Below are 12,805 nucleotides of genomic sequence, written 5' to 3' on the forward strand. Positions count from 1 at the left end.
GGAATCCACCAGGCGACGGTCGTCGGCCTGGTCGCCCACGTTGAGCGGCAAGGCGCCGAACACGCTGCCGGCGGACACCCGCTGCAGGCCGTTGACACGAATATCGGAGATGGTGAAGGACTCGGCGTGAACTTCAGCGATCATCAGTGCGGACATGACCGCAGTTAGCAGCAGACGTTTCATGAAGTCCTTTTATTCCAACTGGCAATAAACAACCCGCCGCATGGAGGCGGCCGGTTCGCAATTGAGCGAAGCTTTTATAGTCGACCCAGATCGTTGATCAGGGCGAGCAACATCACCCCTACGACCAAACTGATACCGATCTGGACCCCCCAACCTTGCACCCGATCCGACAGCGGACGACCGCGCGCCCACTCGACAAGGTAAAACAGCAAATGCCCCCCATCCAGTACCGGGATGGGCAGCAGGTTAAGAACCCCAAGGCTTATGCTCAGGTAGGCCAGGAAATTCAGGAAATCCCCCACGCCGGACTGGGCTGAAGCGCCCGCCACTTTAGCAATGGTTATCGGTCCACTCAAGTTTTTTACCGAGAGCTCCCCGAACAGCATTTTCTTCAGCGATTCGAGGGTCAGGACGCTCATGTTCCAGGTCCGCGACAGGCCCTCGCCCACCGCGTCCAGCGGCCCGTAACTGACCTCGCGGAGCATGTTGGCCGGCCATTCGGCACCTTTCACACCGGCGCCCAGGTAGCCACCAACCGCCTTGCCCTCGCCCTTGCGGGCCAGGGTGACGGGAACATCCAGTGCCGCGCCATCACGCTCGACACGCAGCACCACCTTGGCGTCGGGCCGGGCGCGCACGCTGTCGACCACCTGCTGCCAATCGCCAAGCACGGTGCCGTCGAGGGCCAGCAGCTTGTCGCCGGTCTTCAGGCCTGCAGCCGCGGCCGGGCCCTTGGGATCGATCTCGGCCAGCACTGGCGAGACCGCCGGGCGCCATGGGCGCAGGCCCAGGGACTGGATCGGGTCCGGTTCGTCGGCGCCCTTGAGCCAGCTGTCGAGCTTCACCTGCAACTGACGCTCGGCGCTGGCGCCCTCGTCGCGCACGCCGACCAACAGCGTGCCACTCTCGCCCAGGCGGCGAACCAGCTGCAAATTGACGGCCGACCAACCATTGGTCGCCTTGCCATCAATAGATACAATTTCCTGACCAGCGGCCATCCCGGCCGACGCCGCGAGGCTGCCCGACTCGACCGCGCCGATCACCGGACGGACCTGCTGGGTGCCGAGCATGGCCAGCAGCCAGAAGAACACGATGGCCAGCAGGAAGTTGGCGATCGGGCCAGCGGCGACGATCGCGATCCGCTGACCAACCGACTTGCGGTTGAAGGATTGGCCGGCCAGCGCAGGCGGCACGTCGCCCTCGCGCTCGTCGAGCATCTTGACGTAGCCGCCCAACGGAATCGCCGCCACCACGAACTCGGTGCCATGGCGGTCATGCCAGCGCAGCAGCGGCGTGCCGAAGCCCACGGAGAAGCGCAGCACCTTGACGCCACAGCGGCGGGCGACCCAGAAGTGGCCGAACTCGTGGAACGTGACCAGTACACCCAGGGCCACCAGGGTGCCGACAATCATGTAGAGCGCAGTCATATCCTTCTCCGAATGACGTTCAGCGAAACCCCTGGCACGCCAGGGTCAGCGACCGTGGCGTCGCAGCCACTCCCGGGACAGTTCCCGGGCGCGCTGGTCGGCGGCGAACACCGCATCCAGCGAGGGCAACGGTACCACCGGTTCCTGTTCGAGCACCTGCTCGATCATACCCGCGATCTCCGGGAAGCGGATACGCCGCTGGAGAAATGCCTCGACCGCAACCTCGTTGGCCGCATTGAGCACCGCAGGCGCACTGTTGCCGGCCTCGGCAGCCTGACGCGCCAGGCGCAGGCATGGGAAGCGCTGTTCGTCGGGGGCCTGGAAGTCCAGGCGGGCGATGGCGAACAGGTCCAGCGGGGCGACCCCCGAGTCGATCCGCTCGGGCCAGGCCAGGGCGTTGGCGATAGGCGTGCGCATGTCCGGGTTGCCCAACTGGGCCAACACCGAACCGTCGACGTAGTCCACCAGCGAGTGGATCACGCTCTGCGGGTGCACCACCACTTCGACCTTGGCCGGGGTCGTATCGAACAGCCAGCAGGCCTCGATCAACTCCAGGCCCTTGTTCATCATGCTGGCCGAGTCGACCGAGATCTTCCGGCCCATGGACCAGTTGGGGTGGGCACAGGCCTGCTCCGGAGTGACGTCGGCCAGCGCCGCCTGCGGCGCTTCGCGGAACGGGCCGCCGGAGGCGGTCAGCAGGATACGACGCACTCCCACCTGGCTCAGGCCGCGGGCATAATCGACCGGCAGGCACTGGAAGATCGCATTGTGCTCGCTGTCGATCGGCAGCAGGACGGCGCCACTGCGGCGCACGGCGTCCATGAACAGCGCGCCGGACATCACCAGCGCCTCCTTGTTGGCCAGCAGCACCTTCTTGCCCGCCTCGACGGCAGCCAGGGTCGGGCGCAGGCCTGCAGCGCCGACGATGGCCGCCATCACGGCGTCCACCTCCGGGGCGGACGCGACCGCACACAGGCCCGCCTCCCCTTCCAGCACCTCGGTGGCGCAACCGGCAGCGGCCAGGCCATCACGCAGGCGCGCGGCTGCCTCGCTGCCCGGCACCGCGGCATAGGCCGGACGGTGCCGCAGGCACAGCGCCAACAGCTCCTCGATACGCGAGTAGCCACTGAGGGCATGCACCTGATAGCGCTCGGGATGGCGCGCAATCACATCAAGGGTGCTGAGGCCGATCGAACCGGTAGCACCCAGCACGGTAATACGCTGCGGCGCGCTCACATCACACCCCATTCTGCGGCCCACAGCAGCACGGCGAAGATCGGGATGGCCGCGGTCAGGCTGTCGATGCGGTCGAGCACGCCACCATGGCCCGGCAGCAGGTTGCTGCTGTCCTTGATGCCTGCGCGGCGCTTGAACATGCTTTCTGTCAGGTCACCGACCACCGACGACATGACCACCAGCGCAGCCCCCATCAGGCCCAGCAGGATCTGGCCGAAACCCCAGTCGCGGCTGATGCCCACCACCAGGGTGATCACCAGGCTGACCGCCAGGCCGCCATACACGCCTTCCCAGCTTTTACCCGGGCTCACCTGCGGGGCCAGCTTGCGCTTGCCGAACGCACGGCCGGAGAAATAGGCACCGATATCGGCAGCCCACACCAGCGCCATGACCGACAGGATCAGCCAGTTGCCCAGTGGCCAGTGCTTGAGCAGGATCAAGCCCTGCCAGGCCGGCAGCAGGATCAACAGGCCGATCAGCAGCTTGCAGGCGGCACTGGCCCACAATTCGCTGCTGCGTGGATAGGTCAGCACCAGCCAGGTGGCCAGCGCCCACCAGATCACCGAAGCGCCGAGCACCCAGGGCGCCAGGTCCGGCATCAGGTGCAGCAACATCAGCGCCCCGGCTACCACGGCGGCGTAGGCGATGCGCAACGGCTGGGCCATCAGCCCGGCCAGGCGCGCCCACTCCCAGGCACCGAGGGTGACCACGAAGCCGATGAACAGGGCGAAGTCCCCGCCGTTGAGCAGGAAGAAACCACCCAGCGCGATCGGCAACAGGATCAGCGCGGTAATGATGCGTTGTTTAAGCATTAAGCACGAGCTCCAGCCTCGACCTGCTCGCTGGTCTTACCGAAGCGGCGCTGGCGCGAAGCGAAATCGGCCAGGGCATTGCGCATGGCCTCGTGTTTGAAGTCCGGCCAGTACAGGTCGGAGAAGTACAGCTCGGCGTAGGCCAGCTGCCACAGCAGGAAGTTGCTGATGCGGTGTTCGCCACCGGTGCGGATGCACAGGTCCGGCAACGGCAGCTCACCGGTGGCCAGGCAGGTCTGCAACAGGCCGGGGGTGATGTCGTCCGGGCGCAGGTGGCCGGCCTGGACTTCCCGCGCCAGGCGCTGGGCAGCCTGGGCGATATCCCACTGGCCGCCGTAGTTGGCGGCGATCTGCAGGATGAAGCGATTGCTGCCGGCGGTCAGGGCTTCAGCCTCGCGCATGGCGGCCTGCAGCTCAGGATGGAAGCGCGAACGGTCACCGATGATGCGCAGGCTGATGTTGTTCTCGTTGAGGCGCTTGGCCTCGCGGCGCAGGGCCGAGAAGAACAGCTCCATCAACGCACCGACCTCTTCGGCCGGGCGCTGCCAGTTTTCGCTGGAGAACGCGAACAGGGTCAGTACCTCGACCCCGGATTTCGCACACACCTCGATGACTGCGCGCACCGCATCGACGCCGGCCTTGTGCCCGGCAACGCCGGGCAACAGGCGCTTTTTCGCCCAGCGGTTGTTGCCATCCATGATGATCGCGACGTGACGCGGCACCGAGGACGGTGCCGCCAACTTGGACTTTTCCATTAAAAAACCCCGGCCTTAGACGGCCATCAGGTCCTTTTCCTTGGCTTTGTAAGCAGCATCGACTTCAGCAATGAACTTGTCGGTCAGCTTCTGGATCTCGTCCGCGGCACGACGCTCTTCGTCTTCGCTGATTTCCTTGTCCTTGGTCAGCTTTTTCAGGTCGCCCAGGGCATCGCGACGCACGTTGCGCACAGCCACCTTGGCGTCTTCGGCAACACCGCTGGCCTGCTTGGTGTAGCCCTTGCGGGTTTCCTCGGTCAGGGCCGGCATCGGCACGCGAATGGTGGTACCGGCGCTGGATGGGTTCAGGCCCAGGTCGGAGGTCAGGATGGCCTTCTCGATGGCAGCACTGAGGTTCTTGTCGTGGGCGACGATCTTCAGGGTACGGGCATCTTCGACGGAGATGGCCGCGACCTGGTTCAGCGGCATCTCGCTACCCCAGGCAGTGACCTTGACGGTATCCAGGATGCTCGGGTGAGCGCGGCCCGTGCGGATTGCCGCCAGGTTGCGACCCAGGGCCTCGAGGGACTTGGTCATGCGCTCCTGCGCGTCTTTCTTGATGTCGTTGATCATTTTTGAACTTCCTCGATCAGAGTGCCTTCCGCGCCGCCATGCACGATGTTCAGCAGGGCGCCGGGTTTGTTCATGTTGAAGACGCGCAGCGGCATCTTGTGGTCGCGGCACAGACAAATTGCCGTCAGGTCCATTACCCCCAGCTTGCGATCCAGCACTTCATCGTAGGTCAGATGATCGAACTTCTCGGCATGCGGGTCTTTGAATGGATCTGCAGTGTATACACCATCGACCTTGGTTGCCTTCAATACCACGTCGGCATCGATTTCGATGGCGCGCAGGCAAGCGGCGGAGTCGGTGGTGAAGAACGGGTTGCCGGTACCGGCAGCGAAGATAACGACTTCCTTGGCGTTCAGGTGGCGCATGGCCTTGCGGCGATCATAGTGATCGGTGACGCCAACCATGGAGATCGCCGACATGACGATGGCGGTGATGTTCGCCCGCTCCAGCGCGTCGCGCATGGCCAGGCCATTCATCACGGTGGCCAGCATGCCCATGTGGTCACCGGTAACACGGTCCATGCCGGCAGCACTGAGCGCCGCGCCACGGAACAGGTTGCCACCGCCGATCACCAGGCCTACCTGGACACCGATGCCGACCAACTGGCCGACTTCCAGCGCCATGCGATCCAGGACTTTCGGGTCGATCCCGAACTCTTCCGAGCCCATCAGGGCCTCGCCGCTAAGTTTGAGTAGAATGCGTTTATAGCGAGCCTGATGACCACTGCCCTGCTGAGCCATTGCGAATCTCTCCTGCGGCGTTTGTAAAATTCTGGCGGGCTGCGTAAGCCTGCATGTAACTCTAACGTGACGCAGCGACTGCGTCAGCGAACAGCGGCTTGGTAAACCGCTCCCGCTTTGACAAAGAGGCTGCGCGCGTGAGCGGGCAGCCTCTTCGGGGCGACAGACGGGACTGTCTTACTGCTTGGCAGCAGCTACCTGGGCAGCAACTTCGGCAGCGAAGTCGTCAACCGGCTTCTCGATGCCTTCGCCAACCTTGAAGTAGGTGAAGGAAACGATTTCAGCACCGGCTTTCTTGGCCAGCTCGCCAACTTTGACTTCTGGGTTCATGACGAAGGCTTGCTCTTTCAGCGAGGCTTCGGCCTTGAACTTGGTGATGCGACCGTTGATCATGTTCTCAACGATGTTTTCCGGCTTGCCGGCGATCTTGTCAGCGTTCAGCTGCAGGAAGACGCCCTTCTCGCGCTCGATGGCCTCGGCGGAGATTTCCGACGAATCCAGGAACTCCGGGTTCGAAGCGGCAACGTGCATGGCGATGTTCTTGGCCAGCTCGACGTCGCCGCCTTTCAGGACAACGGCAGCGCCGATCTTGTTGCCGTGCAGGTAGGCACCGACGACGTCGCCTTCAACGCGCACCAGGCGACGGATGTTGACGTTTTCGCCGCACTTGGCGACCAGGGCTTCACGAGCAGCTTCACGCGAGGCGATCAGCGGAGCAGCGTCGGTCAGCTTCTGGGCGAAGGCTTCTTCCAGGCTTTCGGCCACGAAGTTCTTGAAGTCGTCTTGCAGGGCCAGGAAGTCGGTCTGCGAGTTCACTTCCAGCAGAACGGCGACTTTGCCGTCGGTCTTGACGGCGATAGCGCCTTCAGCAGCGACGTTGCCAGCCTTTTTGGCGGCCTTGATGGCGCCCGAGGCACGCATGTCGTCAATGGCTTTCTCGATGTCGCCGCCGGCCTTTTCCAGGGCCTTTTTGCAATCCATCATGCCTTCGCCGGTACGCTCGCGCAGTTCTTTGACCAGCGCCGCAGTAATTGCTGCCATTTCAAAATCCTCTTGGAAAGTTTTTCAACCATTCCACCCGTTCGACACGGGCGTTAAATTCTGCAAATCGCTGCCTTCATGCCAGCTCGCCCATGATGCGGGGCCGTTGCTGACAGCAGGATTTCAAGGTGGCAAAAAGGGGGCAGAGCCCCCTTTTTGCGTGCCAAGCAGACGCTAGCGTCTATTACTCGGCAGCAGGTGCAGCCGCTTCTTCAGCGTAGACTTCAGTGCCGCCGGCAACGTTGTTGCGGCCGCGGATGATGGCGTCAGCCATCGAAGTCATGTACAGCTCGATGGCGCGGATGGCGTCATCGTTGCCTGGGATCACGTAGTCAACGCCTTCTGGGCTGCTGTTGGTATCGACAACGCCGATAACCGGGATGCCCAGCTTGTTGGCTTCGGTGATGGCAATGCGCTCGTGGTCAACGTCGATCACGAACAGGGCATCAGGCAGGCCGCCCATGTCCTTGATACCACCCAGGCTGCGGTCCAGTTTTTCCAGATCGCGCGAACGCATCAGGGCTTCTTTCTTGGTCAGCTTGGCAAAGGTGCCATCTTCGGCCTGGGTTTCCAGGTCGCGCAGACGCTTGATCGAGGCGCGGATGGTTTTGTAGTTGGTCAGCATGCCGCCCAACCAACGGTGATCAACGTATGGCGAACCCGCGCGAGCAGCTTGCTCGGCGACGATCTTGCCGGCGGAACGCTTGGTGCCGACGAACATGATCTTGTTCTTGCCCTGGGCCAGACGCTCTACGAAAGCCAGAGCTTCGTTGAACATTGGCAGGGTTTTTTCCAGGTTGATGATGTGGATCTTGTTACGCGCGCCGAAAATGTACTTGCCCATTTTCGGGTTCCAGTAACGGGTCTGGTGGCCGAAGTGCACACCGGCCTTCAGCATATCGCGCATGTTGACTTGGGACATGATAGTTCCTTGATAAGTCGGGTTGGGCCTCCACGCATCCCAATGACCAACCCACGGACGAATCCGGGGCACCCAGGCCATCGTGTCGACACGTGTGTGGGTTCAGGCTGACGGGGTCGTCCCCGAAAGCGGCGCATTTTATACCACAGACCGCGAGCGAACGGAACCCGGATAAGGTTGCGTCCGTCAGCGGCTTTTGCAGCACCCCGGCAAACAGGCCAGAATGCCCCCTATAGACAGCAGCATGGCCGCCTTTATCCCGACAGAATGCCGCCCCGCTCTGTTAGAATCCGGCCTTTCCCGTTTGTTCGCGCCGCCTGCGGCGCCGTAGAGAGCCTGTAATGACCGTCACCATCAAGACTGCAGAAGACATCGAGAAGATGCGCATCGCCGGCCGCCTGGCCGCCGACGTGCTGGAAATGATCGAGGAACACGTCAAGCCCGGCGTCACCACCGAAGAGCTCGACCGTATCTGCCACGACTACATCGTCAACGTCCAGCAGGCGATCCCGGCACCGCTCAACTACAAGGGCTACCCGAAGTCGATCTGCACCTCGATCAACCACGTGGTGTGCCACGGCATTCCCAACGACAAGCCCCTCAAGGACGGTGACACGCTCAACATCGACATCACCGTGATCAAGGACGGCTACCACGGCGACACCAGCCGCATGTTCCACGTCGGCACAGTGCCGCTGTGGGCCGAGCGCCTGTCGAAAGTCACCCAGGAGTGCATGTACAAGGCCATCGAGCTGGTCAAGCCGGGCTGCCGCCTGGGCGATATCGGCGAAGTGATCCAGAAGCACGCCGAAAAGAACGGTTTCTCGGTGGTCCGCGAATTCTGCGGCCACGGCATCGGCAAGGTGTTCCACGAAGAGCCGCAGATCCTCCACTACGGCCGCGCCGGCACCGGCATGGAACTCAAGGAAGGCATGACCTTCACCATCGAGCCGATGATCAACCAGGGCAAGGCCGACACCAAGGTGCTGGGCGACGGCTGGACCGCCATCACCAAGGACCGCAAGCTCTCGGCCCAGTGGGAGCACACCCTGGTGGTGACCGCCACCGGCTACGAGATCTTCACCCTGCGCAAGGACGACACCATCCCGCGCACCTCGGCCTGATTGCACCCGAGGCGACTTCTCAGACAGGACGCGACGCGATGCCCCAGGTGGATCCCGAGCTGTTCGACCGCGGCCAGTTCCAGGCGGAACTGGCCCTCAAGGCGAGCCCCATCGCCGCCTTCAAGAAAGCCATCCGCCAGGCCGGCGAGGTGCTCGACAAGCGTTTTCGCGCCGGCGCCGAGATCCGCCCGCTGATCGAAGCGCGCGCCTGGCTGGTCGACAACATCCTGCAGCAAGCCTGGAACCAGTTCGACTGGGGCGCATCGAGCGGCATCGCCCTGGTCGCGGTGGGCGGCTACGGCCGTGGTGAACTGCACCCGCATTCGGACATCGACCTGCTGATCCTGCTCGGCGGCGCCGAGCACGAGCAGTACCGCGATGCCATCGAGCGCTTTCTCACCCTGCTCTGGGACATCGGCCTGGAAGTGGGCCAGAGCGTGCGCAGCATCGACGAATGCGTCGAGCAGGCCCGCGCCGACCTGACGGTGATCACCAACCTGATGGAAAGCCGCACCGTCGCCGGCCCCGAAGACCTGCGCCAGCGCATGCTCGACGCCACCGGCACCACACACCTGTGGCCAAGCCGGGAGTTCTTCCTGGCCAAGCGCGCCGAACTCAAGGCCCGCCACCACAAGTACAACGACACCGAGTACAACCTCGAGCCCAACGTCAAGGGCTCGCCCGGTGGCCTGCGCGATATCCAGACGGTGCTCTGGGTTGCCCGTCGCCAGTACGGCACGCTGAACCTGCACGCCCTGGCGGGCGAGGGCTTCCTGCTGGAAAGCGAGAACGAGCTGCTCGCTTCCTCCCAGGACTTCCTGTGGAAGGTCCGCTATGCCCTGCACATGCTCGCCGGCCGCGCCGAGGACCGCCTGCTGTTCGACCACCAGCGCAGCATCGCCGCGCTGCTGGGCTACAGCGACGAAAACCCCAAGCGCGCCATCGAACAGTTCATGCAGCAGTACTACCGGGTGGTGATGAGCATCAGCCAGCTGTGCGACCTGATCATCCAGCACTTCGAGGAAGTCATCCTCGCCGATGACGACAGTGGTACCACGCAACCGCTCAATGCCCGCTTCCGCCTGCACGACGGCTATATAGAAGCCGTCAGCCCGAGCGTGTTCCGGCGCACCCCGTTCGCCATGCTGGAAATCTTCGTGCTGATGGCCCAGCACCCGGAGATCAAGGGCGTGCGCGCCGACACCGTGCGCCTGCTGCGCGAGCACCGGCACCTTATCGACGAGACCTTCCGCAACGATATCCGCAACACCAGCCTGTTCATCGAGCTGTTCAAGTGCGAGATCGGCATCCACCGCAACCTGCGGCGGATGAACCGCTATGGCATCCTCGGCCGCTACCTGCCGGAGTTCGGCCTGATCGTCGGGCAGATGCAGCACGACCTGTTCCACATCTACACGGTCGATGCGCACACCCTCAACCTCATCAAGCACCTGCGCAAGCTGCAGTACACGCCGGTGTCCGAGAAATTCCCGCTGGCCAGCAAGCTCATGGGCCGCCTGCCCAAGCCCGAGCTGATCTACCTGGCCGGGCTGTACCACGACATCGGCAAGGGCCGCCAGGGCGATCACTCCGAGCTCGGCGCGGTGGACGCGCAGAAGTTCTGCGAACGCCACCAACTGCCGGCCTGGGACAGCCGCCTGATCGCCTGGCTGGTGCAGAACCACCTGGTGATGTCGACCACCGCCCAGCGCAAGGACCTGTCCGACCCGCAGGTGATCAACGACTTCGCCCTGCACGTGGGCGACGAGACGCGCCTGGACTACCTCTACGTGCTGACCGTGGCCGACATCAACGCCACCAACCCCAGCCTGTGGAACTCCTGGCGTGCCAGCCTGCTGCGCCAGCTCTACACCGAGACCAAGCGCGCCCTGCGCCGGGGCCTCGAGAACCCGCTGGACCGCGAGGAGCAGATCCGCCAGACCCAGTCCGCGGCCCTCGACATCCTCGTGCGCGAAGGCACCGACCCGGACGACGTCGAGCAGCTGTGGTCGCAGCTGGGCGATGACTATTTCCTCAAGCACAACGCCGCCGACGTGGCCTGGCACAGCGATGCGATCCTGCAGCAACCGGCCGACGGCGGGCCACTGGTGCTGATCAAGGAAACCACCCAGCGCGAATTCGAGGGCGGCACGCAGATCTTCATCTACGCGCCCGACCAGCACGACTTCTTCGCCGTGACCGTGGCCGCCATGTCGCAGCTGAACCTGAACATCCACGATGCGCGGATCATCACCTCGAGCAGCCAGTTCACCCTCGACACCTACATCGTGCTCGACAACGACGGCGGCTCGATCGGCGACAACCCGCAGCGGGTCCGGCAGATCCGCGACGGCCTGACCGAAGCGCTGCGCAACCCCGAGGACTACCCGACCATCATCCAGCGCCGGGTGCCGCGCCAGCTCAAGCACTTCGACTTCCCGCCGCAGGTGACCATCCTCAACGATGCCCAGCGGCCGGTGACCATCCTCGAGATCACCGCGCCAGACCGCCCCGGCCTGCTGGCGCGCCTGGGGCGGATCTTCCTGGAGTTCGACCTGTCGCTGCAGAATGCCAAGATCGCCACCCTGGGCGAGCGCGTGGAAGACGTGTTCTTCATCACCGATGCCGACAACCAGCCGCTGTCCGACCCACAGCTGTGCAGCCGCCTGCAGGAAGCCATCGTGCAGCAGCTGCAGGCCGGCCAGGCCAGCGACGCCAGCCCGACCCGCGTGACCTTTTAACGACTAGACGATTGACGAGACCTTGCGCCGATGAACCATGCCTTGACCCAGCTTCAGCCCTACCCGTTCGAAAAGCTCCGCGCCCTGCTGGGCAGCGTGAAGCCCGCGGCGGACAAGCGCGCCATCGCCCTGTCGATCGGTGAGCCGAAGCACGAATCGCCGGCGTTCGTCGCCCAGGCCATGGCCGACAACCTCGACAAACTGGCCGTGTACCCGAGCACCCTCGGCCTGCCGGCCCTGCGCCAGGCCATCGGCCAATGGTGCGAGCGCCGCTTCGGCGTGCCGGCCGGCTGGCTGGACGCCGACCGCCACATCCTGCCAGTGAACGGCACCCGCGAAGCACTGTTCGCCTTCACCCAGGCCGTGGTCAACCGCGCCGACGACGGCCTGGTGATCAGCCCCAACCCGTTCTACCAGATCTACGAAGGCGCGGCCCTGCTGGCTGGCGCCACCCCGCACTACCTGCCGTGCCTGGAAGACAACGGCTTCAACCCGGACTTCGACGCCGTCCCGGCCGAGGTGTGGCAGCGCTGCCAGATCCTGTTCCTGTGCTCCCCGGGCAACCCTACCGGCGCCTTGGTGCCGATGGACACCCTGAAGAAGCTGATCGCACTGGCCGACGAGCACGATTTCGTGATCGCCGCCGACGAGTGCTACAGCGAGCTTTATTTCGACGAGGACGCGCCGCCACCTGGCCTGCTGACCGCTTGCGCCGAGCTGGGCCGCAGCGACTTCAAGCGCTGCGTGGTGTTCCACAGCCTGTCCAAGCGCTCCAACCTGCCGGGCCTGCGTTCGGGCTTCGTCGCCGGTGATGCGTCAATCATCAAGCCGTTCCTGCTATACCGCACCTACCACGGCTGCGCCATGCCGGTGCAGACCCAGCTGGCCAGCATTGCCGCCTGGCAGGACGAGGCCCATGTGCGCGAGAACCGCGACCAGTACCGCGCCAAGTACGATGCCGTGCTGGATATCCTGCAGCCGGTGCTGGACGTGCAGCGTCCGGATGGCAGCTTCTACCTGTGGGCCAAGGTGCCGGGCGACGACGCCACGTTTACCCGCGACCTGTTCGAGGCGCAGCATGTGACCGTGGTACCAGGCTCGTACCTGTCGCGTGAAGTGGACGGGGTCAACCCGGGCGCTGGCCGGGTGCGCATGGCGCTGGTTGCGCCGCTGGCCGAGTGCATCGAGGCGGCGGAGCGGATTCGCGCCTTCCTGCAAAACCGCTAACTGCCTTACGGCCCATTCGCGGGT

At 64.1% G+C, this 12,805-nt stretch carries 11 protein-coding genes and 1 pseudogene; 3 read left to right on the forward strand and 9 right to left on the reverse strand.

Features of this window, described 5'->3' with window-relative positions; genetic code table 11:
• From ACIP21_RS16630 to rpsB, 9 genes and pseudogenes are all read right to left on the reverse strand, one after another.
• Window positions 1–183: pseudogene (locus tag ACIP21_RS16630) on the reverse strand (outer membrane assembly protein); the annotation flags it as partial.
• A gap of 74 nt (window positions 184–257) precedes the next feature.
• A complete protein-coding gene (gene rseP, locus ACIP21_RS16635) occupies window positions 258–1,610 on the reverse strand; it encodes an RIP metalloprotease RseP (RefSeq protein ID WP_400689512.1) in 1,353 nt (450 codons plus the stop codon).
• 45 nt (window positions 1,611–1,655) lie between these two features.
• On the reverse strand, window positions 1,656–2,846 hold the full coding sequence (gene ispC, locus ACIP21_RS16640; protein WP_400689515.1) for a 1-deoxy-D-xylulose-5-phosphate reductoisomerase: 1,191 nt from the start codon (window positions 2,844–2,846) through the stop codon (window positions 1,656–1,658).
• Entirely contained in the window at window positions 2,843–3,658 is an 816-nt protein-coding gene (locus tag ACIP21_RS16645; protein WP_400689518.1) for a phosphatidate cytidylyltransferase, read from the reverse strand. The genes ispC and ACIP21_RS16645 overlap by 4 nt, the downstream gene beginning before the upstream one ends.
• Entirely contained in the window at window positions 3,658–4,413 is a 756-nt protein-coding gene (uppS, locus tag ACIP21_RS16650; protein WP_400689520.1) for a polyprenyl diphosphate synthase, read from the reverse strand. Before uppS ends, ACIP21_RS16645 begins: the two co-directional genes overlap by 1 nt.
• Window positions 4,414–4,428: 15 nt before the next feature.
• Window positions 4,429–4,986, reverse strand: a complete 558-nt coding sequence (frr, locus tag ACIP21_RS16655) for a ribosome recycling factor (protein WP_400689523.1) — start codon at window positions 4,984–4,986, stop codon at window positions 4,429–4,431.
• The gene (gene pyrH / locus ACIP21_RS16660) at window positions 4,983–5,726 is read right to left on the reverse strand and encodes a UMP kinase (protein WP_027920035.1); all 744 of its coding nucleotides are present in this window, start codon (window positions 5,724–5,726) and stop codon (window positions 4,983–4,985) included. The genes frr and pyrH overlap by 4 nt, the downstream gene beginning before the upstream one ends.
• Before the next feature lie 177 nt (window positions 5,727–5,903).
• Window positions 5,904–6,767, reverse strand: a complete 864-nt coding sequence (gene tsf / locus ACIP21_RS16665) for a translation elongation factor Ts (protein ID WP_400655720.1) — start codon at window positions 6,765–6,767, stop codon at window positions 5,904–5,906.
• 184 nt (window positions 6,768–6,951) lie between these two features.
• Window positions 6,952–7,689 carry a 30S ribosomal protein S2 gene (gene rpsB / locus ACIP21_RS16670; RefSeq protein WP_060512637.1) on the reverse strand — a complete coding sequence of 246 codons (738 nt, stop codon included), beginning with the start codon at window positions 7,687–7,689 and terminating at the stop codon, window positions 6,952–6,954.
• Between the two features lie 341 nt (window positions 7,690–8,030).
• Here rpsB and map point away from each other — a divergent pair, with 341 nt between their 5' ends.
• Genes map through dapC form a run of 3 tightly spaced genes read left to right on the forward strand, consistent with a single transcriptional unit; the run spans window position 8,031 to window position 12,781 of the window.
• A complete protein-coding gene (gene map, locus ACIP21_RS16675) occupies window positions 8,031–8,813 on the forward strand; it encodes a type I methionyl aminopeptidase (protein WP_400689526.1) in 783 nt (260 codons plus the stop codon).
• 38 nt (window positions 8,814–8,851) lie between these two features.
• A complete protein-coding gene (locus ACIP21_RS16680) occupies window positions 8,852–11,554 on the forward strand; it encodes a [protein-PII] uridylyltransferase (protein WP_400689529.1) in 2,703 nt (900 codons plus the stop codon).
• A 30-nt stretch (window positions 11,555–11,584) separates the two neighbouring features.
• Complete coding sequence (dapC, locus tag ACIP21_RS16685; RefSeq protein WP_400689532.1) at window positions 11,585–12,781, forward strand: succinyldiaminopimelate transaminase; 1,197 nt, start codon at window positions 11,585–11,587, stop codon at window positions 12,779–12,781.
• Window positions 12,782–12,805 lie beyond the last annotated feature (24 nt).

The organism is Pseudomonas sp. NPDC089401 (assembly GCF_044749485.1).
GTDB lineage: Bacteria > Pseudomonadota > Gammaproteobacteria > Pseudomonadales > Pseudomonadaceae > Aquipseudomonas.